The 22,215-nt window shown below is 43.1% G+C and carries 22 protein-coding genes, 2 rRNA genes and 1 riboswitch; of the genes, 21 read left to right on the top strand and 3 right to left on the bottom strand.

Translation table 11 applies throughout. The annotated features are described in order from the left end of the window. Together PMAL9190_RS19310 and rrf are read left to right on the top strand one after the other, a co-directional pair. Window positions 1–98: ribosomal RNA gene (locus PMAL9190_RS19310) — 23S ribosomal RNA — on the top strand; the annotation flags it as partial. A 137-nt stretch (window positions 99–235) separates the two neighbouring features. Beyond that, window positions 236–351: ribosomal RNA gene (rrf, locus tag PMAL9190_RS19305) — 5S ribosomal RNA — on the top strand. Window positions 352–543: 192 nt separating this feature from the next. Here rrf and crcB read toward each other — a convergent pair. Then, window positions 544–927, bottom strand: coding sequence for a fluoride efflux transporter CrcB (gene crcB / locus PMAL9190_RS19300; protein WP_036788490.1), 384 nt, complete (start codon window positions 925–927; stop codon window positions 544–546). 204 nt (window positions 928–1,131) lie between these two features. Here crcB and PMAL9190_RS19295 point away from each other — a divergent pair, with 204 nt between their 5' ends. From PMAL9190_RS19295 to thiH, 7 genes are all read left to right on the top strand, one after another. Further along, entirely contained in the window at window positions 1,132–1,554 is a 423-nt protein-coding gene (locus PMAL9190_RS19295) for a universal stress protein (RefSeq protein ID WP_060998645.1), read from the top strand. A gap of 123 nt (window positions 1,555–1,677) precedes the next feature. Beyond that, a riboswitch (TPP riboswitch) is annotated at window positions 1,678–1,775 on the top strand. Window positions 1,776–1,893: 118 nt separating this feature from the next. Further along, window positions 1,894–3,804: a phosphomethylpyrimidine synthase ThiC gene (gene thiC, locus PMAL9190_RS19290; RefSeq protein WP_087846910.1), complete on the top strand. Its 1,911-nt coding sequence runs from the start codon at window positions 1,894–1,896 to the stop codon at window positions 3,802–3,804. Between the two features lie 3 nt (window positions 3,805–3,807). Beyond that, a complete protein-coding gene (gene thiE, locus PMAL9190_RS19285; protein ID WP_087846908.1) occupies window positions 3,808–5,091 on the top strand; it encodes a thiamine phosphate synthase in 1,284 nt (427 codons plus the stop codon). Further along, window positions 5,069–5,854, top strand: a complete 786-nt coding sequence (locus tag PMAL9190_RS19280) for a HesA/MoeB/ThiF family protein (protein WP_087846906.1) — start codon at window positions 5,069–5,071, stop codon at window positions 5,852–5,854. Before thiE ends, PMAL9190_RS19280 begins: the two co-directional genes overlap by 23 nt. Next, a complete protein-coding gene (gene thiS, locus PMAL9190_RS19275) occupies window positions 5,855–6,067 on the top strand; it encodes a sulfur carrier protein ThiS (protein WP_087846904.1) in 213 nt (70 codons plus the stop codon). Window position 6,068: 1 nt separating this feature from the next. Next, window positions 6,069–6,833, top strand: coding sequence for a thiazole synthase (locus PMAL9190_RS19270; protein ID WP_087846903.1), 765 nt, complete (start codon window positions 6,069–6,071; stop codon window positions 6,831–6,833). A gap of 9 nt (window positions 6,834–6,842) precedes the next feature. After that, entirely contained in the window at window positions 6,843–7,955 is a 1,113-nt protein-coding gene (gene thiH / locus PMAL9190_RS19265) for a 2-iminoacetate synthase ThiH (RefSeq protein ID WP_087846901.1), read from the top strand. A 54-nt stretch (window positions 7,956–8,009) separates the two neighbouring features. On the opposite strand, the gene PMAL9190_RS19260 is transcribed toward thiH, so the two are convergent. Beyond that, the gene (locus tag PMAL9190_RS19260; protein WP_087846899.1) at window positions 8,010–9,797 is read right to left on the bottom strand and encodes an aminopeptidase P family protein; all 1,788 of its coding nucleotides are present in this window, start codon (window positions 9,795–9,797) and stop codon (window positions 8,010–8,012) included. 320 nt (window positions 9,798–10,117) lie between these two features. Between PMAL9190_RS19260 and PMAL9190_RS19255 the strand changes: the two genes are divergently transcribed. Then, complete coding sequence (locus PMAL9190_RS19255) at window positions 10,118–11,332, top strand: multidrug effflux MFS transporter (RefSeq protein WP_087846897.1); 1,215 nt, start codon at window positions 10,118–10,120, stop codon at window positions 11,330–11,332. Window positions 11,333–11,416: 84 nt separating this feature from the next. On the opposite strand, the gene PMAL9190_RS19250 is transcribed toward PMAL9190_RS19255, so the two are convergent. Next, window positions 11,417–12,322 (bottom strand): DMT family transporter, encoded by a 906-nt coding sequence (locus tag PMAL9190_RS19250; RefSeq protein WP_087846895.1) that lies wholly within the window; start codon window positions 12,320–12,322, stop codon window positions 11,417–11,419. Window positions 12,323–12,553: 231 nt separating this feature from the next. On the opposite strand from PMAL9190_RS19250, the gene rmuC reads away from it, so the two are divergent. The 11 genes from rmuC to PMAL9190_RS19195 all read left to right on the top strand — a co-directional run. Further along, window positions 12,554–14,086 (top strand): DNA recombination protein RmuC, encoded by a 1,533-nt coding sequence (gene rmuC / locus PMAL9190_RS19245; RefSeq protein ID WP_087846893.1) that lies wholly within the window; start codon window positions 12,554–12,556, stop codon window positions 14,084–14,086. Between the two features lie 135 nt (window positions 14,087–14,221). Then, window positions 14,222–14,977, top strand: a complete 756-nt coding sequence (ubiE, locus tag PMAL9190_RS19240; RefSeq protein ID WP_087846891.1) for a bifunctional demethylmenaquinone methyltransferase/2-methoxy-6-polyprenyl-1,4-benzoquinol methylase UbiE — start codon at window positions 14,222–14,224, stop codon at window positions 14,975–14,977. Between the two features lie 7 nt (window positions 14,978–14,984). Beyond that, window positions 14,985–15,587 (top strand): ubiquinone biosynthesis accessory factor UbiJ, encoded by a 603-nt coding sequence (locus tag PMAL9190_RS19235; RefSeq protein ID WP_087846889.1) that lies wholly within the window; start codon window positions 14,985–14,987, stop codon window positions 15,585–15,587. 5 nt (window positions 15,588–15,592) lie between these two features. Further along, a complete protein-coding gene (ubiB, locus tag PMAL9190_RS19230) occupies window positions 15,593–17,230 on the top strand; it encodes a ubiquinone biosynthesis regulatory protein kinase UbiB (protein WP_200813447.1) in 1,638 nt (545 codons plus the stop codon). Window positions 17,231–17,314: 84 nt separating this feature from the next. Next, entirely contained in the window at window positions 17,315–17,575 is a 261-nt protein-coding gene (tatA, locus tag PMAL9190_RS19225) for a Sec-independent protein translocase subunit TatA (protein ID WP_087846888.1), read from the top strand. Window positions 17,576–17,578: 3 nt separating this feature from the next. Further along, complete coding sequence (gene tatB, locus PMAL9190_RS19220) at window positions 17,579–17,917, top strand: Sec-independent protein translocase protein TatB (protein WP_065168413.1); 339 nt, start codon at window positions 17,579–17,581, stop codon at window positions 17,915–17,917. A gap of 11 nt (window positions 17,918–17,928) precedes the next feature. After that, a complete protein-coding gene (tatC, locus tag PMAL9190_RS19215) occupies window positions 17,929–18,711 on the top strand; it encodes a twin-arginine translocase subunit TatC (RefSeq protein WP_087846886.1) in 783 nt (260 codons plus the stop codon). A gap of 145 nt (window positions 18,712–18,856) precedes the next feature. Next, window positions 18,857–19,636 carry a TatD family hydrolase gene (locus PMAL9190_RS19210; protein ID WP_200813448.1) on the top strand — a complete coding sequence of 260 codons (780 nt, stop codon included), beginning with the start codon at window positions 18,857–18,859 and terminating at the stop codon, window positions 19,634–19,636. A 59-nt stretch (window positions 19,637–19,695) separates the two neighbouring features. Beyond that, the gene (gene hemB, locus PMAL9190_RS19205; protein WP_065168416.1) at window positions 19,696–20,736 is read left to right on the top strand and encodes a porphobilinogen synthase; all 1,041 of its coding nucleotides are present in this window, start codon (window positions 19,696–19,698) and stop codon (window positions 20,734–20,736) included. 735 nt (window positions 20,737–21,471) lie between these two features. Then, the gene (locus PMAL9190_RS19200) at window positions 21,472–21,714 is read left to right on the top strand and encodes a hypothetical protein (protein WP_087845491.1); all 243 of its coding nucleotides are present in this window, start codon (window positions 21,472–21,474) and stop codon (window positions 21,712–21,714) included. A 259-nt stretch (window positions 21,715–21,973) separates the two neighbouring features. Beyond that, a partial coding sequence (locus tag PMAL9190_RS19195) for an iron-containing alcohol dehydrogenase (RefSeq protein ID WP_144384382.1) occupies window positions 21,974–22,215 on the top strand: 242 nt, incomplete at its 3' end.

Below are 22,215 nucleotides of genomic sequence, written 5' to 3'. Positions count from 1 at the left end.
TAAAGGGTTGTTGAAGACTACAACGTTGATAGGTCAGGTGTGTAAGTGCTGCGAGGCATTGAGCTAACTGATACTAATTGCCCGTGAGGCTTAACCATACAACACCCAAGGGGTTTTTCTTCTCAAAAGAGAAGAGACGGACTCTACAAACACTTGAATGACGTGTTGAGAACAACTAGTTAGATTTTCCCAGATTGCTATTTATTGCCTAGCGGCGATAAATAAACCGAATTTGCTTGGCGACCATAGCGTTATGGACCCACCTGATCCCATGCCGAACTCAGCAGTGAAACGTAATAGCGCCGATGGTAGTGTGGGGTCTCCCCATGTGAGAGTAGGACATCGCCAGGCTTCAAATTTTAAAAGGCCATCCGTAAGGATGGCCTTTTTTCGTTTCTAACGAAAAAATAATCATATAGATTAAGTTTGATATATTATTTCCTGCATTTCCTGCATTTCCTGCATTTCCTGCATTTCCTGCATTTCCTGCATTTCTTTAGATGAAAAAAACCGCCTTACGGCGGTTATATATTTGAATGTTTCTTAGCTTTTCATCATTAGTTGATAGCCAATATAACAAGCAAACAGACTGACTGTTACGTTAAGAACGATATTTAAGCCAGCTTTGATAAACTCACCTTGCTGCATCATTACAATGTTATCCATTGAAAAGGTAGAGAAAGTGGTTAGTGCACCAAGAAAGCCTAAGCCTATCATTGGACGCCATGGCGCCGCTTCTATCATTCCTTGATTTAGCCCCGACATTAATAGTCCCATAATTAGCGAACCAATAATATTGACGGTTAATGTTCCGTATGGGAAGCCACGGCCAAATAAAATAACGCAAAGCTCAGAAATTAAGTATCGTGAGCAGGCGCCGAATGCACCACCAATTGCGATGAATCCTAGTAATAGATATTGGCTCATTGGTATCTCGTTTCAGTTAAAGGTAATGATTAAAAGCCGTCATAATAATCGCTTGTGGAGTTAGTTGGCAGTCTCGATAATTGCAATCATTGATTTAAGCGTATATTAAAATGTCGACACATAGTTGGTTGTATAGCTACATTTATAGCATCATAATCATAACAAACAAATTTACTATTGAGCGTAGGCTCACGGAGATAAGCTATGTCGCTATACCAAACAATCTTACTTGCTGTTAATCCTGAAGATAAATACGCACATAAATTAATGGTTAAAGCTGGCGTTATTGCTGAGCAAAATCACGCTGAACTGCATATTGCTTATGTTGAGCCAGGTGTGGGTAATGTGAGCTTTATTGATGTTGAAATTGAATTGCAAGAAGAGCATGACGCTATTGCTAAACAACGCATGTCACAATTATCTGAATTGGCAGCAGCTTCATCTTATCCTGTTGCAGGGCTACATATTGCGAATGGTGATATTGCTAAACATCTAGAACAGCTTGCGGAAAAGGTAGAAGCGAAGTTAGTTATCACAGGTTATCACAAATCGAGTCTACATATTTTTGGTGATGTGAGTGAAACATTAGCAAAACATCTTAAGTGTGATGTACTCATTTCACAATAATCATTATGGTTGTTCAAATGAAATAAAAGCCGTGTTATTGCACGGCTTTTTGCTGTCTGTCACTGTCTGTTGATTGCTTCGGTTAAAGACTTGTAGTAATCGCTGGAGTCTTTATACTTAATCTCTTACTTGTCGGAGTGCCATATGGCTGAGACCGCATTGCGGGATCCGTTGAACCTGATCAGGCTAATACCTGCGAAGGGAACAAGAGGTTATCTTTACTATATATCCGTTTTCAGGGATCACTATACGTATTTGATTGTGCACAATATGCTGCATAGCTCTTGTTTACGCCCATCTGCCAAGCACTTTTCCCTACTATATTAAAAGGAAATTGCTGTGTCGAATCGCAAACAAGCGAGATTGGAAGCGAAACAATTTATCGAGTCATTAACGGCTCAACCTTTCCCTAATTCCCACAAAGTGTATGTCAGCGGTAGTCGCACTGATATTTTAGTGCCAATGCGTGAAATTACCCTCGCTGATAGTTTGGTCAGCGGTCCGAAACAAACCCCTGTTTTTGAATCCAACCAACCAATACGAGTTTATGACACTTCCGGTTTTTATACCGATCCTGAGCAGCCAATAGATATTTATCGCGGGTTGCCAACAGTCCGTCAAAATTGGATTACGGAACGTAACGATACCGAGTTATTGGCTGAGGTTAGTTCTGATTATGCTCATGAGCGCTTAAATGATGAAACGTTAAATGCGTTGCGCTTTTCCCATCGAGCACCGATTCGACGCGCGAAATTGAATCATTGTGTAACCCAACTGCATTATGCTCGCCAAGGTATTATTACTCCAGAAATGGAATATATTGCGATTCGTGAAAATATGGGACGCGCGCACTATGATGATGAAGTTCTAAACCAACAGCATTCAGGCATGAGCTTTGGCGCTAACCTTCCCGCGCAAATTACGGCTGAATTTGTGCGTCAGGAAGTGGCAGAAGGCCGAGCGATTATTCCTGCCAATATTAATCATCCCGAAGTTGAGCCAATGATCATTGGTCGAAATTTTCTAGTCAAAGTTAACGCCAATATTGGTAACTCTGCTGTTAGCTCTTCGATTGAAGAAGAAGTTGAAAAGCTGGTTTGGTCTACTCGTTGGGGTGGCGATACGGTAATGGACTTATCAACTGGACGTAATATTCATGAGACGCGTGAGTGGATCATTCGTAATAGTCCGGTGCCAATTGGTACGGTACCTATGTACCAAGCACTTGAGAAAGTAAATGGTATCGCAGAGAACCTAAACTGGGAAGTGTTCCGCGACACGCTATTAGAGCAAGCAGAGCAAGGTGTTGATTACTTCACCATTCATGCTGGTGTGTTACTTCGCTATGTACCTATGACGGCGAAGCGGGTCACTGGTATTGTTTCTCGTGGTGGGTCAATTATGGCGAAATGGTGTTTAGCCCATCATAAAGAAAGTTTCTTGTATGAGCACTTCCGCGAGATTTGTGAGATTTGTGCTCAATATGATATTTCGCTGTCATTGGGCGATGGTCTACGTCCGGGCTCTATTGCTGATGCTAATGATGAAGCGCAGTTTAGTGAGTTACGCACATTAGGTGAATTGACCAAAATAGCGTGGGAATATGATGTTCAGGTGATGATTGAAGGCCCAGGACATGTGCCGATGCATATGATTAAAGCCAATATGGATGAGCAACTTAAACATTGTCATGAAGCGCCATTTTATACTTTAGGGCCTTTAACAACCGATATTGCACCGGGTTATGATCATATTACTTCTGGTATTGGTGCGGCGATGATTGGCTGGTATGGCTGTGCAATGTTGTGTTATGTCACACCTAAAGAGCACTTGGGGTTACCAAATAAAGATGATGTAAAAGTCGGCTTGATCACGTACAAGCTGTGTGCGCATGCGGCAGACTTAGCCAAAGGCCATCCTGGTGCTCAAGTTCGTGATAATGCTTTGTCTAAAGCACGGTTTGAATTTCGCTGGGAAGATCAGTTTAACCTTGGCCTTGATCCACAAACTGCTCGAGATTATCACGATCAAACCTTGCCACAAGAGTCTGGCAAAGTGGCCCATTTCTGCTCAATGTGTGGCCCTAAGTTTTGTTCAATGAAGATCTCTCAAGAGGTTCGTGATTACGCGAAAGAGTTGCAGCAAATAGACATTACTCTTACTGATAATGTCAGTGATGGAATGCAGCAGAAAGCGGCAGAATTTCGTGCTCGAGGCAGTGAATTATATCATCCTGCTCAAGAGGGCTAATCAATGAATACCTTATCGTTACCCCAGCACTTAATGCCATTATTAATGCATATTGAGCCGCTATTAGTGCCAGCTCAGCTATACCAACTTGGCGATGAAGTGAATGTCACAATTAATAATGAACAGTTAATAAAGATTAAAACAGCAACTAAAGAGTGTTCATTAGCATTTAACTTTATTGCAGCAGAGAACGGCGACTTACAACCTACGTATCAAGTGCGCGATCAGTGGTTAGCACCTTTTGATGAGCTTGAGGTATTACGCGATAAAGTTGCTACTGATTCGAGTTTGATATTGTGTGGTTATCCAACTACTGATGGGTGTTTTGACCTTTGGCACCATCAAGGCCAAGCAAGAGCAACCTATTGCCATCATAGTGGTGCTAGTGAGGCTCAACGAGCAATGTTGTTGGTGGCATTGGCGCTGGATTATCCTATTGATGATGCCTTGGTCTTAGCACGTGCGCATGCTCGTAGTTATCAGGATCATAATTGTCGAGCGCAAGGTGAATTAGTGTGGCCGACAACAGCAAAGGTTTTTCCACGTGCGGTAGTAAGCCATGAGTCTGAATTAGAACAATTTGGCTGTCACAGTAATGATAATACGCTGGCACCGTTTGCAAGTTTAGATCGTACTAAATTGGGACTTTACCCGGTGGTTGATAGCGTCAACTGGGTTGAGCGCGTATTAAAACTTGGTGTAACAACCACTCAATTACGAATTAAAAACCTCCATCAATCTGGGTTAGAGCAACAAATTCAGCAAGCGGTTGTGGCGGGAGCTGCGCACCAAGCCCAAGTCTTTATCAATGATTATTGGCCGCTGGCGATTAAGCATCATGCTTATGGGGTTCACCTTGGGCAAGAGGATTTAGACAGTGCAGATCTGGTCGCTATTCAACAGGCAGGGTTACGATTAGGAATATCAACCCACGGTTATTATGAGATTTTACGCGCTTTAGAATATCAACCGAGCTACATCGCATTGGGACATATTTTTGCTACCTCGACCAAAGAGATGCCGTCTTTGCCGCAAGGGGTGAGCAGATTAGCACTGTACCAAAAACTGATTGGTGAACGATGTCCTACCGTCGCTATTGGTGGAATAACAATTGAGCGAGCAGCTAAAGTGTGGCGCACTGGAGTAACTGCGGTGGCGGTTGTTAGTGCGATCACTCAGGCTAATGATCCAGAGGCTGCAATAGCAGAACTAAATAACATCTTGGTTGCTAATGTTGAGAATCAAGCTGGAGGAGCATTTAGTGATGATTCAATTAGCGCTCTGTGATCGCGCTTTTGTGCGCTACAGCCGCCAAATAATGGTAACTGAAGTTGGTGAATTAGGGCAGGTTGCATTAACTCAAGCGCAGGTGTTGATTGTCGGTGCCGGTGGCTTAGGCTCTGCGGCGGCGATGTATTTAGCCGCTGCGGGGGTTGGTTTAGTGGTGATTGCTGATGATGATGAAGTTGAAATCTCTAACCTACAACGGCAGGTGATTTACCGTGAAGCTGATATTACTCACAGCAAAGCAGTTGCAGCATGCCAGCAGCTCAATGCACTCAATCCATTAATTCGCACGCGAGCGGTTCAAGCAAAATTAGCAGGGCTTCAACTTGAGATCGAAGTTCAACAAGCGGATATCGTGCTTGATTGCAGTGACAACTGGGTTACCCGTTATGCGGTTAATCAAGCATGTTATCAGCATCAAACACCATTGATTACCGGTGCGTCGATAGGTTGGCAAGGACAGTTACTGGCGTTTGATTTCAGGCAGACCTCGCCGTGTTATCAATGTGTGTTTCCATTAAGTGCTGAAACGCCGCCACAAGATCAAAATTGTCGTAGTAACGGCGTGATGGGACCTGTTGTAGGGACTATTGGCACGTTACAAGCGTTAAATGCGATTAAAACTATCATAGATGTTGGTGAGGTCGGGTTTGGTTTGCTGCAGCAATTTAATGGCTTAACAGGAAAATGGCAGCAGGTATCAGTTGATGCTGATTCTGCTTGCCCTGTGTGTGGTCTGCAAGAGCAAAGGGAGGTTGTGTAAATGGCTACCAAGATAACTATCTGGCTGAACGATGAATCTATGTCTTGCGAGCCTGAGCAAACCATTAATCAATTTGTTATGCAGTTAGATTTACCCATACAAGGTACAGCGGTCGCGATAAATCAGCGTATTGTTGCAGCCAGTGAGTGGTCGACAACCGTCATTGCTGATGGCGATCAGATCGCGTTATTTCAAGCAATAGCAGGAGGTTAATATGTTGACCATTGCGAATAAAACATTCACATCGCGATTGTTTACCGGAACGGGTAAGTACGCCAATCGAGATGTCATGGCTGAATCGATTTTAGCGACAGGCTCTGAACTCGTGACCATGGCACTAAAGCGGGTCAATATTGCTGAGCGTGATGACGATATCTTAGCGCCACTGATCCAAGCTGGAGTGAATTTACTGCCTAATACGTCAGGGGCGAAAAATGCTAAAGAAGCCATCTTTGCTGCGCAGTTAGCCAGAGAAGCATTGGGGACGAGTTGGCTAAAATTAGAAATTCACCCTGATTCGAAATACCTGATGCCAGATCCGATTGAAACATTAAAAGCGGCTGAGCAGTTGGTAAAAGAAGGCTTTGTGGTACTGCCTTACTGTCATGCCGATCCTGTGCTTTGTAAGCGATTAGAAGAGGTGGGTTGCGCTGCCGTGATGCCGTTAGGTGCGCCGATTGGATCGAATAAAGGCTTAGTTTCACGTGATTTTCTACGGATTATTATCGATCAGGCGCAAGTGCCGGTGGTGATCGATGCGGGCATTGGTGCGCCTTCTCATGCCGCTGCAGCGATGGAAATGGGTGCCGATGCGGTATTGATCAATACTGCCATCGCAGCGGCAAGTGATTCGATTGCAATGGGGCGTGCATTTAAATTGGCGGTAGAAAGTGGTCGTATGGCCTATGAAGCGGGTCTTGCAGGTAAGGTCAATCATGCTATTGCATCAAGCCCATTAACGGCATTTCTTAACGAGTAAGGAGCCAACATGAGCTTTGTGGATGTTTGGCAACAAATGGATTGGGATGATATCCGGTTGTCGATTTATGCTAAAACGGCTACCGATGTTGAGCGTGCTTTAGGAAAATCAACGCTGGATCTAGAGGATTTCAAAGCCTTAATTTCACCCGCGGCTGAATCTTACTTAGAGCAAATGGCACAACGCTCTGCGATATTAACACGGCAGCGGTTTGGCCATACCATCAGTTTTTATGTGCCGTTATACCTTTCGAATCTGTGTGCTAATGCGTGTACCTATTGTGGTTTTTCGATGGAAAATCGCATTAAGCGTCGTACCTTGGGTGAGCAAGAAATAGAGCGAGAGTGTGAAGCAATAAAAGCGCTAAATTTTGATAGTGTGTTACTGGTTACAGGCGAGCATCAAACCAAAGTCGGTATGAATTATTTTCGTGATGTGCTCCCTCAAATTAAACAGCACTTCAGTTATTTGGCAATGGAAGTACAGCCACTTGAGCAAGATGAGTATCAAGAGCTGCGACAACTTGGTTTAGATGCAGTGATGGTGTATCAAGAAACCTATAATGCGCCAACCTATGCGAAGCATCATTTACGAGGCAATAAAACCAATTTTGAATACCGCTTAGCGACACCTGATCGGTTAGCAAAAGCAGGAATAGACAAGATTGGGATCGGTGCTTTGATTGGTATGGAAGAATGGCGCACGGATTGTTTCTTTGTTGCTAGTCACTTGGCCTATCTTGAGCGAACCTATTGGCAAAGCCGCTACTCGATTTCATTCCCGCGTTTAAGACCATGTACTGGTGGATTAGAGCCTAAATCGGTGATGACGGATCGCCAACTGGTGCAATTGATTTGTGCTTATCGGTTGTTTAATCCTGAGGTTGAGCTGTCGTTATCGACTCGAGAATCACCGCATTTTCGCGATAATGTATTACCTTTGGGGATCACTAGTATGTCGGCGGGCTCTAAAACCCAACCGGGCGGATACGCCGATGACACCCCAGAGCTAGAACAATTTGCGATCAGTGATGAACGCTCTGTGGCAGATGTCGCGATAGCCGTTAAGCAGCAGGGGTTTGAAGTGGTGTGGAAAGATTGGCACCCAGCATACTCGGGATAAAAATAAAGCCAGTATGTTAATCACGTACTGGCTTTTCTTTTTGTTATCGAAGAGTTAGCGGCTTAGCGGTGATGTCGCTTGGGTTAGCCACTCAAGATCACTACCAGTCAGCGATGGGCTGATGACGTTAAACACGGTTTGGTGATAGTTGTTAAGCCATGCCAGCTCGACGTCAGTTAATAGTGCAGGATCGATCAAGCGCTTATCAATTGGCGCACGGGTTAGAGATTCAAATCCCATTACTGACATATCACCTTGGGTTGCGATTTCAATTACCGCTTCAAGGTTTTCAATACGAATACCAAACGCATCCGCACGGTAATAACCTGGCTCGTTAGATAACACCATACCTGGCAGTAGCGCGGTTGGGTTAGCCACTTTAGAAATGCGTTGTGGACCTTCGTGAACACTTAAGAAGTGACCGACTCCGTGACCTGTACCATGGTCATAATCAAAGCCATGCGCCCATAGATGCTGACGCGCGAGTGCGTCGAGCTGTGAGCCTGTTGTGCCTTTCGGGAAACGGGCTGAAGCCAATGAGATATGCCCTTTTAGTACTAATGTGAAAGCTTGTTTTACTTCATCACCAGGATTGCCAATAGCGATAGTACGGGTGATATCGGTCGTACCGTCTGGGTATTGACCGCCTGAATCTACCAAGTAAACCGTATCCATTTGCAGCTTGCTTGGTTGTGGTTGGTCAATGTGGTTGTAGTGGCACATTGCCGCATTACCGGCAGAAGCTGAAATGGTATCAAAACTCACATCACGGCAGGTTGGATCTTGTTGACGGAATTGCCACAGTTGATCGGATAACTGAGCTTCATCTAATAGGTTGCTATTTGCCACTTGTGTATCAACCCATGCGAGGAATTTTGCAATTGCCACGCCATCACGAATATGACACGCCTTCATACCTGCCATTTCAGTCGCATTTTTAGTGGCTTTAGGTAGTAAGGTTGGGTTTGCAGCTTCAATTAGCTGTGCGCCAGCATTTGTTAGTTGCTGGGCTGCCCATGCATTGCTGTTCGCCGAGTCAAACTGTACCCGCTTACCTGAAAGCGCAGCTAAACCCGCGGCAAGTTGCTCTGGCTCGCGGATATTGACGCCGTTACCTACGTGCGTGACAAAACCTTCTGGTAGACGGTGATGATCGATATAGAAATCAACCGACGCATCGCTGTGGATTACGGCAGCTGACAACAGAACAGGTAGACAGTGAACGTCATCACCACGAATATTTAATAGCCAAGCAATGCTATCAAGTTGACTTAAAAAGGCAGCATCCGCTTTTTGCTTTTTAAGTAGTGCCGCAATTTGCTCTCGCTTTTCTGTGCTTGATTGACCGACATATTCTAAGCCCATCAATTGGGCATCAGACAATACTGGTGCCGGGCGGTCTAGCCATAGAACATCAATTGGGTTTTCGTTAACGGGTACTAGCTCTAGCTCACCATCAATAGTGGCGGTGGCATTTTTAAGCCATGCTGCACTGTGTAGGCGAGCATCAATGGCAACTTTACTGTCTGCGGCTAAATTTTCTAATGCCCATTGGACTGGTGGTTGTTCTATAAGGTGGCAGTATTGAAATACATCTGCTGGTACTTGCTTACGCACTTGCACCACATAACGACCGTCAACAAAAACAGCAGCATCATCACGGGTAATAATGGCAGCGCCCGCTGAACCGGTAAATCCAGTTAACCAGTGTAGACGTTCATTATGATCGGGAATGTATTCACCGAGATATTCATCTTCGTGAGGGATCAATAAAGCATCTAACTGATTATCAGTGAGCCATTGACGGATTTGTTCAACACGTTGCGAAATTGCTGCTTGCATGTTTTCGTCCTTTAATTAAAGCGTCATCTTCACGATGGCATAAGCTGTAAACTTAAATAACTATCACATTATGAATGGGGCGTGATTATTAAGTCGATGCGGTTACGTTAGCGTGTTTGCTGGTTGGCATCAATTAGCTAACGGTCAATTGATTGGGATTTATTGAATTTCTGTCTCATCTGGTTATCTGTGACGAAAGCTGTGGCAGATAACTGCTGTGAGTGATATTCCAAAATGGAAAAATGCTATTGAATATATACCATTTCTATTCATATCTCTAAAATCGTAGACTTGGCGCGATCATCTTTAAGGAACACGATATGACCCCGTCAACTCCCGCTTCTACCGATACTAAATTAATTACCCTGATGGTAACGTTAGTGTTGTTTAGCCCATTGGCTATTGATATTTACCTTCCCGCTTTCCCTGCTATTGCTGATAGTTTTGGGGTCAATGCTGTACGCGTTCAAGATACCGTGACCTGGTTTATGTTTAGTCTAGGATTAGGGCAGTTATTAGCCGGACCGCTAGCGGATCGTTTTGGGCGGCGGCCGATTGCATTAGCAGGGATTGTGATTTATGGCTTTAGTGCGTTAATGGCATATTTGGCAGCCAGCTTAGATATGCTATTAGCAGCGCGTTTATTACAAGGTTTCGGTGCTTGTGCGACCTCTGTTGCCGCTTTTTCTGCGGTGCGTGATAGTTTTGGCGCAGAAAAGAGCGGCCGTATGATCAGTTACTTAAATGGTGCAATCTGTTTTATTCCCGCTTTAGCACCTTTACTTGGTACTTGGTTAACCCATGAGTTTGGCTGGCGTTCAAATTTTAGTTTTATGGCCGGGTTTGCGCTGGTTGCGGGTATGTTTGTGATGACGATGTTTAAAGAAACTCGCCCCGCAGATACTCATATTAGTGGTTCAACGTTAAGTTTAAGCCGTTACTGGTCGGTATTGCGTGAACCAACATTTTTATACCATGCCAGTTTATGCATGTTAGCGATGGCGGTGATTTTAGCGTATGTGACCTCAGCACCTGTGTGGTTAATGAGTCATCTTGGGGCTGATATGAACCAATTTACCTTATGGTTTGGAATTAACGCTGCGCTTAATATTACTGCTTGTATGGTGGCGCCAAAATTTATGGACCGTTTTGGTACACGAGTGACATTACAAACCGGACTGATTATTTTAGCGGTTGCTGGTGGATTGATGTTGGGACTGAGTTCTATTAATCAAGCATGGGCATTTATGATGCCAATCTTCATTTGTTCATTTGGGTTCGCCTTTGTTTTAGGTTCATCGGCAGGTAAAGCATTAGCGCCATTTGGCGATCGCGCAGGTACGGCTGCTGCACTGTTAGGTTTGTTTCAGATGAGTGGTGCTGGCGTGATGGTAAGTTTGACTCAGCGACTTGATTTAACAACCCCAATGTTGATGACATTACAAATGTGGTTATTGATTCCAGGATTATTGGTGTTGTGGTCAAAGTGGGGTAAAAGCTGGCATCAAGCACCACTCACAACCGATGAGTGCTAAGCCATTATTGGTTAGTGGCGATTGAATGTGCATTGTTACAAAGCCTGTCTTGATGACAGGCTTTATTTTTAGGTGTGTTTTAGATTATGGCTGCTGCACTTCAGAGGAAGGGGATGATTTTGAACGCCATTGTTGGATCACTAATCCACTAATAATGAACAGTAATCCGATGATAGTTGAAGCTGTTATTTGTTCGCCAATGATGGTGGCCAATAACAGTAGTGAAATAAACGGTGAAATAAAGATTAAATTACTGATACGGGCGGTATTAGCAGTTAAGCGGAGTGCATTGAGCCATAAAGCGAAAGTGATCCCCATTTCAAACAAACCGACATAAGTGACCGCAGCCCATCCTTGCCATGGTACTGATTGCCAGCCGCCCAAGTAAAAACTTAACCCAATCGAAAAAGGTAGCGAGGTTAAAAAGCCCAGTAATAGCCCTAATATAGGATCAGCTTTATTTTTGGTATTGATGATCCAATACAGCGCCCATAACAAGGTGGAAAATAAGGCTAATCCGACCCCGAGCGGGCTATCAAATTGGAGTGCGAGCAGATCACCATTGGTCGCAATTATCACTACACCTAAATAGCCTAAGCCACAGGCTATCCAATCTTGACGGCGAATTTTTTGATGTAAAAAGAGTGCAGCCATAAGGGTGAGCGTAATCGCCCAGCTATAATTTAGCGGCTGTGCCTGCGACGCCGGTAATAAGGTGTAAGCTTTAAATAACACTAAGTAATAAGCGAAAGGGTTTATAAGCCCTAAAGTAAGGTAATACCAGGGCCGAGCATGAAAAGTTGAAAATAAGTGACAAAGTGTTCCTTGGTAAGTTGCAATAATAATTAACGCAACAATTGAAACCAGACTCGCAATCACTACCATCTGTGGCGGTGAAAAATAATTCAGGGTAATTTTAAATGCGGTAGCAACCGTCGACCACAATAATACCGCCGCAAGACCATAACCAATGGCATGACGTTCGTTCATGACAGATTCTCGATTTATTCCTTTAAATGAAGCAGGCAGTGTAATAGATGCAGTTTAATTGGCTCTAGTGAACCACGATAAGGCTGTGATCGTTGACGCATAAATAGACACAAGCGTTGAATAAAAACAGTGATAACAATATCAATAAAAACCACTGAACTGGACATTGATCCAGTATCGACTTAGCCTTACAACAGAAATGGATTCGGTGGCTTTTGTAGAGTATTTAATATGACGGAATGGTTAAGTGGCAGTGTTATTTCACTGCTGGCGGCAGCTTCTGCGGCCACAGTGGCGAGTGTGATCACCACGCTATGGTTAAAGGGACGTTTTGCACAAATATTGCAACTGCATCAGCAGCAAGCGCAAGCTGATATTCGTTTATTACAAGCCCGCGAGCAGCAATTGCAACAACAACTTGATGAACGTAATCAAGAGCTTGAACAAATGGATGATGAACGCGACCGTTTGACGCATGAAATCCGCCAATTACACGGTAATTTATCGGCTGCAGTTGAAAAAATGCGTCACTTTGAAGCGCTTCAAAATGAAAAACAGTATTTATTTGAACAGTTAGATAATTCACGGGTGATTAATGCCCGTTTAGAGGCAGATATACGTGAACAAGATGCACGTCATTTTGAAGAACAAAAAGCAGCTGATGAAAAAATTAAACTACTAGAAAATGCAGAAGAACGTTTGCGTATTCAGTTTGAAAGTTTAGCTAATCGCTTATTTGAACAGAAGACTCGAACGGTGGATGAGCAGAATAAGATCAGCTTACAAAACTTGTTGAGTCCACTTAAAGAGCAACTTGAAGGTTTCAAAAAGCAGGTTAATGACAACTTCACCCAAGAGTCACGTGAACGCCATACATTAGTGCATCAAATTAATCACCTTAAGCAGCTTAATGAACAGATGGCGCAGGAAGCGGTTAACCTAACTCAAGCGCTTAAAGGGGACAATAAAGCCCAAGGTAATTGGGGTGAGGTGGTGCTTGCGCGGGTGTTAACTGAATCAGGTTTACGTGAGGGCCATGAATATCAAACTCAAGTTAGTTTAGAAAATGAAGACGGCAAACGTTATCAACCCGATGTGGTGGTGCATTTACCGCAGCAAAAAGATGTGGTGGTGGATGCAAAAATGTCATTGGTGGCCTATGAACGCTTCTTTAACGCTGACACCATAGCAGAGCGGGAATTAGCTATCAGTGAACATATTGCGTCGATGCGGGCCCATATGCGAGGGCTAAGCCGCAAGGATTATCATCAACTCCATGGCGTTCAAAGTCTTGATTATGTGCTGATGTTCATTCCGGTTGAACCGGCATTTCAAGCTGCAATTGCCGCCGATCCGAAGCTGATTCGTGATGCGATGGATCTCAACATCATGTTGGTTAGCCCAACCACATTGCTGGTGGCGCTACGAACAATTAGTAATTTATGGCGTAATGAGCATCAAAATCAAAACGCCAAGGAAATTGCCGATCGAGCGAGTAAACTGTACGACAAATTACGCTTATTTGTGACGGATATGGAAGGGTTAGGATCGTCATTGGAGAAAGCAAATCAAAGTTATCATAGTGCAATGAATAAGTTAGCCAGTGGACGTGGTAATGTCATTCGTCAAGCGGAAAGCTTTAAGCTATTAGGGGTGGAAGTGAAGCGTGATATTAGTCCGCAGCTAGCAGAAAAATCGCAGTCGCAACTACATGATACTCGAGGGTTTTCACATATAACTTCCATATCAAAGCTGGATTTATAGTGCTTAAAGAGTAAACCACTTTGAGCAAACGACAACCATCAAGTACACTAAGCCAGTTGAATAAATGAATTTAATCCTCGTACGCTATTTGATAATGACATTAAAATGAGCGCGAGGACACATAACGGATTGAGCATGACGGACACCACACAAGACACGACCCACTTTGGCTTTCGTACCGTGGCCAAAGATGAAAAAGCAACCATGGTTGCTGAAGTATTCCACTCAGTAGCGGCAAAGTACGACATTATGAATGATTTAATGTCGATGGGTATTCACCGCGTATGGAAACGGTTTACGATTGACTGCAGTGGTGTGCGCCGTGGTCAACGCGTTCTTGATTTAGGCGGTGGTACTGGTGATTTAACTGCTAAATTTTCTCGTATTGTGGGTGACAGCGGCCAGGTTATTCTGGCTGATATTAATAACTCGATGCTAAAGGTTGGTCGCAGTAAATTACGTGATAGTGGCATTGTGGGTAACGTAGGATATGTTCAAGCTAATGCTGAAGAACTGCCGTTTCCTGATGATTACTTTGACTGTATTACTATCAGCTTCTGTTTACGTAACGTAACCGATAAAGAAAAAGCGCTGCGCTCAATGTACCGAGTACTAAAACCAGGTGGTCGTTTATTGGTATTGGAATTCTCTAAGCCAATTTTAGAGCCATTATCAAAAGTCTATGATGCGTATTCATTCCACCTATTACCTAAAATGGGTGAAATCATTGCTAATGATGCTGAAAGCTATCGTTACTTGGCTGAATCTATTCGCATGCACCCTGATCAAACAACGTTGCAGGGTATGATGGATGAGGCTGGCTTTGATCAGACTTCTTATTATAACTTAACCGGCGGCATTGTTGCTTTGCACCGTGGCTATAAGTTCTGAGGCCAATATGCCAATAGATGCATTTGTTACTGGCGCGATAGAAACGGCGCTTAATCAGTTAGTAAAAGACGACGTTGATAGTCAGCGTCGTTTATCTCGTTTACGTGGCAAAGTGATCAGTGTGACGCTGAATGAGTTTGGTAAAACGTTATATTTTATTTTTAGTCAACAAATTGATGTGTTAGCTGCTTATGAAGGCGACGTTGATTGTCAATTGGCACTTAACTTAAGTGTGCTGCCTGAATTACGTCAACACGCTAATCTGACTCAGTTAATTAAAGCCGATAAATTATCACTTGAAGGTGATTTACAATTAGCGCAGCATTTTTCGAGCCTATTAAGCGGCTTAAAACCTGATATTGAAGAGAAATTATCACATTATAGTGGTGATATCGTGGCTCATACTATGGTTCGTAGCGTGAAATCGAGTGGGCAGTTTATTCAGCAGCGGTTGCTTAAACGCCAGCAAAATTTAGCACAAACGCTAACGGAAGAGTGGAAATTATTACCACAACCATTAGAAATAGCCTATTTTGCCGATCAAGTTGATGACTTGAAATCTGCTACTGCCTGTTTAGAGGCCCGATTAAATCAGCTACTTGAGCGATAATAGCCATGATGACTATTCGTGAAATTAAACGTCTTTACCGCATTATTGAAGTGCAACTACGTTACGGTTTGGATGATTTCATTCCACAAGATCCACGCTCTGAATTGCCAAAAAAAATACGTAAATCGTTAGTTTGGATCAAAAATGAGTACCCAGATAAGCCATTAGGTGAGCGGTTACGGTTAGCATTACAAGAACTGGGGCCGGTGTGGATTAAGTTCGGTCAAATGATGTCGACTCGACGTGATTTATTTCCGCCACATATTGCTGATCAATTAGCATTATTACAAGACCAGGTAGCGCCATTTGATGGCCAGCTAGCCAAGCAAACCATTGAGGCGTCATTAGGCGGCCCGATTGAGCAATGGTTTGATGATTTTGATGAAGTTGCGTTAGCATCAGCGTCAATTGCTCAAGTGCATACCGCAACCATGAAAGAAAATGGTCGTGAAATCGTATTTAAAGTTATTCGACCTGATATTAAGCCGATCATTGAAGCTGATATTAAGCTGATGTACAGGATGGCCGAGATAGTTTCTCGGCTACAACCACAAGCGCGGCGCTTACGCCCAGTTGAAGTGGTAAGGGAGTATGAAAAAACCTTACTTGATGAACTGGATTTAATGCGTGAAGCGGCGAATGGCATTCAACTTCGACGTAATTTTGAGGGTGATGATTCGCTGTACGTGCCAGAAGTGTTCACTGATTATAGCAGTGTTAATCTGCTTGTCATGGAACGCATATATGGTATTCAGGTTTCAGACATTGAAGCATTAAAAGCCAATGGCACAGATTTGAAATTATTATCGGAAAATGCGGTAAATATATTTTTTACGCAGGTATTCCGTGATAGTTTCTTTCACGCAGATATGCACCCAGGGAATATTTTTGTTTCGTATGAGCACCCACATGATCCACAATGGATTGCGCTGGACTGTGGTATTGTTGGAACGTTAAATCGTGAAGATAAACGCTACTTAGCTGAAAACCTGTTGGCGTTCTTTAATCGTGACTATCGTAAGGTTGCTGAATTACATGTTGATTCCGGCTGGGTGCCTGCTGACACTAACATTGATGCCTTTGAAGTCGCTATTCGTACCGTGTGCGAACCGATTTTTGAAAAGCCGTTATGTGAAATATCATTTGGACATGTGCTACTGAATTTATTCAATACCGCCCGTCGATTTGATATGGAAGTGCAGCCGCAGCTAGTGTTATTACAAAAGACCTTACTTTATGTAGAAGGTCTTGGACGACAACTGTATCCGCAGCTTGATTTGTGGGCGACGGCGAAACCATTTTTAGAAGATTGGATGTCGCGTCAAGTTGGGCCGCAAGCCATTATTGAGGCGGTAAAGAGCAAAGCACCGTTTTGGGCTGAAAAGTTACCGGAATTACCGGAATTACTTTACGACAGTTTGCGCCAAGGCAAGGTTATGAACCAACGACTCGATACACTCTATGATAATTTCATGGATAGTCGGCGTAACCAAGGTAAGGCAAGATTTTATTTTGGTATTGGTGCCACCATGATGGTGTGTGCTGCCATACTTTTTGGTGATCATGTTACCACCTATCCTGCTATTGCAGCTGGAGCTGGAATGGTATTTTGGTTGCTGGGATGGCGAGCCTGTCGAAAGTAATCGATTCAGGTTTCGCCTATACTTATAGTTGCGTTTAACCAACGCACTCCGTTATTAACCACATAAAGCTGAGGTAAAATAAGCATGGGTGGTATCAGTATCTGGCAATTGCTAATTATTGCACTGATCATTGTTCTGTTGTTCGGAACTAAGAAGTTACGCACATTGGGTGGCGACTTAGGCTCTGCCGTTAAGGGTTTCAAAAAAGCGATTGGTGATGATGATTCAGCACCAGCAGCGAAAAAAGAAACACCTGACGCAGATTTTGAGCAAAAGAAAATTGCGGATGAGCAGCAAACAGCTGATCAGACAACAACGAGTCAAAAAGACAAAGAGCAGGTTTAAGACGTGTTTGATATCGGGTTCTGGGAGTTAGTGCTGATCTCCGTGGTGGGATTAGTAGTACTGGGGCCGGAACGTCTACCCGTTGCGATACGTACCGTGTCGCAGTGGATAGGCGCTGCCCGTAATATGGCAAACTCAGTCAAAGATGAATTGTCTCAGGAACTGAAAATTCAGGAACTGCAAGCCAATTTAAAAAAAGCTGAGCAAATGGGAATGAAGGACATCGCGCCTGAATTGCAAGAGTCGGTTGATGAGCTTAAAAAAGTCGCTTCTGATGTGCAACGTCCCTATGCTGATAAAAGCGAGCAACCCTCAGCTACGACTTCTAATAAGCAGGAATAAATTACATCACTATGTCGACTGTCGAAGATTCGCAGCCGTTATTCAGCCATTTACTTGAGCTGCGTACACGGATTCTGCGCTCTCTCATCAGCGTGCTGGTGGTTTTTGTCTGTATTGTTTGGTTTTCGAAAGACATTTACGCCTTTGTAGCTGCACCTTTGGTTGAACGTATGCCAATTGGTGCCACTATGATCGCAACTGATGTTGCGTCACCTTTCTTTACACCGATAAAACTCACTTTAGTTACCGCTGTATTTATTGCTGTACCAATGATTTTGTATCAACTGTGGGCTTTTGTGGCGCCAGGTTTATACAAGCATGAACGTAAGCTTATTATGCCATTACTGGTTTCCAGCTCATTGCTGTTTTATGCCGGTGTTGCGTTTGCTTATTTTGTTGTGTTTCCATTGGTGTTTAAGTTCTTTACCAGCGTTGCTCCACATGGAGTAGAAGTTGCAACAGATATTTCAAGTTATCTTGATTTCGTATTGTCGTTATTTATGGCATTTGGTATCGCGTTTGAGATTCCTGTAGCGATTATTTTGTTGTGTTGGACCGGTGCAACCGATCCTGAAACGTTGCGCAGTAAACGCCCATATATTATTGTGGCCGCGTTTGTGGTTGGTATGTTGTTAACGCCGCCTGATATTTTATCTCAGACGTTGTTAGCGGTACCAATGTGCCTGCTGTTTGAAGTCGGTTTATTCTTCTCACGTTTTTACATTCGTAAAGATGATGAAGACGAATACGACGATGACGAACAGCAAGACGTGAAGAGCATCAGCAAACAATAGGGTTACAAGCCCTGTGATGATGAAAAAAACCGACATTAGTGTCGGTTTTTTTATAGCTGTAATAATGTCATGCTCAAGATAGTCAGTTAACGCTGGGCTCGATATACTGCTGATTATGATCATTGACTCGTTGATGGAAAAACAAATGATAGATATTGGCGTTAACCTTACTAATAGTCGGTTTGATAAAGATCGTGCCGAGGTTATTACACGTGCTCAAGCCGTGGGTGTTAAAGGACTGGTTATTACCGGCACCAGTATTGAAGAAAGTATTGCCGCTCAACAACTGGCTCAACAGTGGCCAAATTATTGTTATAGCACTGCAGGGGTACATCCTCATGATGCCAAATCGGTAACCGATTTAGCACTGCCGCAAATTCGTGCTTTAGCACAGCTACCTGAGGTAGTTGCGATAGGCGAGTGTGGCTTAGATTTTAACCGTGATTTTTCACCGCGTCCGCAACAAGAAGCGGTGTTTGAAGCCCAATTAGCGTTAGCGGCTGAGTTAAATATGCCAGTGTTTATGCATTGTCGTGATGCTCACGCGCGTTTTTTAGCGATTTTAAAACCCTGGCGCGATAAGTTACCCGCTGCGGTATTGCATTGCTTTACTGGCTCACAACAAGCGTTAGATGATTGCTTAGCGCTTGATTTACATATTGGTATTACAGGTTGGATTTGTGATGAACGCCGAGGCACAGAATTGCGTCAGATTGTGAAATCGATTCCTAGTCAGCGGTTAATGATTGAAACCGATTGCCCATATTTATTGCCACGAGATTATCGTCCAAAGCCGAAATCGAGTCGTAATGAGCCGTTATATTTACCGCATATTGCCGCAGTGATTGCCGAGTGTCGTAGTGAATCTACGACGCAAGTTGTCAATAACTCTTACCAAGTAAGCCAAGCTTTTTTTGCAATTTAATCCCACCCTCGTGATGTGAGTGATATTATCAATATTCATTAATCTGTAAGGAGTTTACCGTGTCTGTATCTATTCAAGGTGCGTTTCCTGGACGTCGTATGCGTCGAGTTCGCAAGCATGATTTTAGTCGTCGTTTGATGGCGGAAAACCAGTTATCTGTTAATGATCTTATTTATCCGATGTTTGTGCTTGAAGGCACTGAGCGTCGTGAAAGTGTGGCTTCGATGCCAGGCATTGAGCGGTTATCGATTGATTTATTGCTAGAAGAAGCCGCTTATATTGCCAGTCTTGGTGTACCTGCAATCGCATTATTTCCAGTCGTATCACAACAGTTTAAGTCTGAGTTAGCAGAAGAAGCATATAACGTTGATGGTTTAGTGCAAACTGCGGTACGCGCGTTAAAAGCCCATGTACCAGAGTTAGGTGTGATCACCGATGTGGCGTTAGATCCGTTTACCATTCATGGTCAAGACGGCATTATTGATGATGAAGGTTATGTACTTAACGACATCACTACTGATATTTTGATCAAACAAGCATTATCACACGCTGATGCTGGTGCGGACGTGATTGCCCCTTCTGATATGATGGATGGCCGTATTGGCGCGATCCGTGAAGCATTAGAGCAAGCGGGTCATATTAATACGCAAATTATGGCTTACTCAGCTAAATATGCGTCAAATTACTATGGCCCGTTTCGTGATGCCGTCGGTTCAAGCGGTAACCTTAAAGGTGGTGATAAGAAAACGTATCAGATGGATCCTGCCAACAGTGATGAAGCATTGCATGAGGTGGCAATGGATATCAGTGAAGGTGCCGATATGGTGATGGTGAAACCAGGTATGCCTTATTTAGATGTGGTACGTCGAGTTAAATCTGAGCTGCAAGTGCCGACTTATGCTTACCAAGTCTCTGGTGAATATGCAATGCACATGGCAGCATTTCAAAATGGTTGGCTTAAAGAGCGTGAAACAGTAATGGAATCATTATTGTGCTTTAAGCGTGCAGGTGCTGATGGGGTGTTAACTTATTTCGCCAAAACTGTCGCAGAGTGGTTAGCGGCAGATGCCGCTCTGCGTGCTGAACATTTAAAAAAATAATTGATTAGATGTCGATAAAAAAGCGAGCTTGAGCTCTACTGCCGTTCACTTAAGGATATTTTGATTGTTTTATATACAAATCAAAATATCTCAGATAGCAAAGAACCTAGCTATAGCTAGGTTCTTTAATTATCAAAAGCCTTTATCTATAACGATTTCAGGCTTAAGTGACGGCATTACTGCAATAACGCAGCCTTTCATTTGGGTATATCAAAATGGAAGCAACAAAATGTGTTATTTACAATCTTCAACGATTATAAAGCATCATTGTTTTTATTGATATTTTGGTGTTGTATTTCACGCATCATTACTAGCATATAGTCATATTTTATTAAGTGACTGTTTTTATAGTTATTATTTTTTGGTAACGGCTATTAACAGTGATGGCTATAATATTTTGTTGTTTTTTATTTAAGAGAGCCAATTTTCTAAAACTTTTGTCTTTTACTTATTGATAGAGGATGAAGCACTGCAACACGGCATACTATTTATACGTTCATTAGTTATATACGACTTACTGTCGCGATAACTGATTTGTTGTCCCTCGCTCCTCAACCCTAATACCTCGAACTCTCGTAACCTCGAACTCTCGCCTCTGCCTTCTATGATTATTCCCAAGAAGTAATAATCTTTTGTGTTTTAATGGTATTGTTGTTTTTGGTGTAATTATTGATAATAACCCCATCGAAACGCACAAGGCGTTCACAAATATCAATACACAAGGTTTTATTACTCATGAAAACAGTTATTAAAGCAGCCATCGCCACCGCTATTATCGCTATGTCTTACAACGCATCAGCAAAAGATGGTGCCTTCACAGGTAATGTACAGTTTGAAAAAGCAGCCGTTAATAGCCTAAATGCTGGACACTACCAAAAGCAAGGTACCGCAGAGCGTTCACACTCAGGTGTGGTATTTACCCAACCTAAAGCGCACTTAAGCTTTGCTGAAAAATTGCTATCAGCGGCAGATAAATAACCACAGACAGCAGCAGCCAATGCGCTCAATATGATTATTACGTATGTGTAATAGTAATTTGCTTTTTGAGTCTATTGTTTATGTTTCAGTAAATGAGAAGATGACTACATCGACATCAACACCACCAATAACAATAAATAACAATAAAGATGTGGTGTCGGTAACACTCACTTTGCTATTTCAATCTCTATAAAAAATTTCGGCTTATGGCACATGCGGTAAGCCAACATAAATTAATAAATATTAACGGAGCTTCATTATGAGCAATGTATTCTACATGCCACCTGTAACACTAATGGGTCCTAACGCTATTCAATCTCTAGGTGCTGAACTTGCATCAAAAGAGCTGCAAAAAGCCCTAATCGTCACTGACGGTGTATTAGTTGAAGTGGGTTTAGTTAGCAAGCTAACAGATGAGCTAAAAGCTCATAACTTAGATTTTGTTATCTATGATGGTGTACAGCCAAACCCAACTGAGAAAAACATTGAAGATGGCCTTGC

The sequence above is a fragment of the Photobacterium malacitanum genome (genome assembly GCF_900185615.1).
GTDB lineage: Bacteria > Pseudomonadota > Gammaproteobacteria > Enterobacterales > Vibrionaceae > Photobacterium > Photobacterium malacitanum.
This window is presented reverse-complemented; position numbering and strand designations above follow the sequence as displayed.

Coding starts and splice junctions, on each gene's coding strand:
- thiH (WP_087846901.1), top strand. CDS start 6,843: ATGAGCTTTGTGGATGTTTGGCAACAAATGGATTGGGATGATATCCGG.
- PMAL9190_RS19235 (WP_087846889.1), top strand. CDS start 14,985: ATGCCAATAGATGCATTTGTTACTGGCGCGATAGAAACGGCGCTTAAT.
- PMAL9190_RS19260 (WP_087846899.1), bottom strand. CDS start 9,797: ATGCAAGCAGCAATTTCGCAACGTGTTGAACAAATCCGTCAATGGCTC.
- crcB (WP_036788490.1), bottom strand. CDS start 927: ATGAGCCAATATCTATTACTAGGATTCATCGCAATTGGTGGTGCATTC.
- tatA (WP_087846888.1), top strand. CDS start 17,315: ATGGGTGGTATCAGTATCTGGCAATTGCTAATTATTGCACTGATCATT.
- PMAL9190_RS19280 (WP_087846906.1), top strand. CDS start 5,069: ATGATTCAATTAGCGCTCTGTGATCGCGCTTTTGTGCGCTACAGCCGC.
- PMAL9190_RS19250 (WP_087846895.1), bottom strand. CDS start 12,322: ATGAACGAACGTCATGCCATTGGTTATGGTCTTGCGGCGGTATTATTG.
- ubiE (WP_087846891.1), top strand. CDS start 14,222: ATGACGGACACCACACAAGACACGACCCACTTTGGCTTTCGTACCGTG.
- PMAL9190_RS19295 (WP_060998645.1), top strand. CDS start 1,132: ATGTCGCTATACCAAACAATCTTACTTGCTGTTAATCCTGAAGATAAA.
- thiS (WP_087846904.1), top strand. CDS start 5,855: ATGGCTACCAAGATAACTATCTGGCTGAACGATGAATCTATGTCTTGC.
- rmuC (WP_087846893.1), top strand. CDS start 12,554: ATGACGGAATGGTTAAGTGGCAGTGTTATTTCACTGCTGGCGGCAGCT.
- PMAL9190_RS19270 (WP_087846903.1), top strand. CDS start 6,069: ATGTTGACCATTGCGAATAAAACATTCACATCGCGATTGTTTACCGGA.
- PMAL9190_RS19255 (WP_087846897.1), top strand. CDS start 10,118: ATGACCCCGTCAACTCCCGCTTCTACCGATACTAAATTAATTACCCTG.
- PMAL9190_RS19200 (WP_087845491.1), top strand. CDS start 21,472: ATGAAAACAGTTATTAAAGCAGCCATCGCCACCGCTATTATCGCTATG.
- PMAL9190_RS19210 (WP_200813448.1), top strand. CDS start 18,857: ATGATAGATATTGGCGTTAACCTTACTAATAGTCGGTTTGATAAAGAT.
- ubiB (WP_200813447.1), top strand. CDS start 15,593: ATGATGACTATTCGTGAAATTAAACGTCTTTACCGCATTATTGAAGTG.
- thiE (WP_087846908.1), top strand. CDS start 3,808: ATGAATACCTTATCGTTACCCCAGCACTTAATGCCATTATTAATGCAT.
- tatC (WP_087846886.1), top strand. CDS start 17,929: ATGTCGACTGTCGAAGATTCGCAGCCGTTATTCAGCCATTTACTTGAG.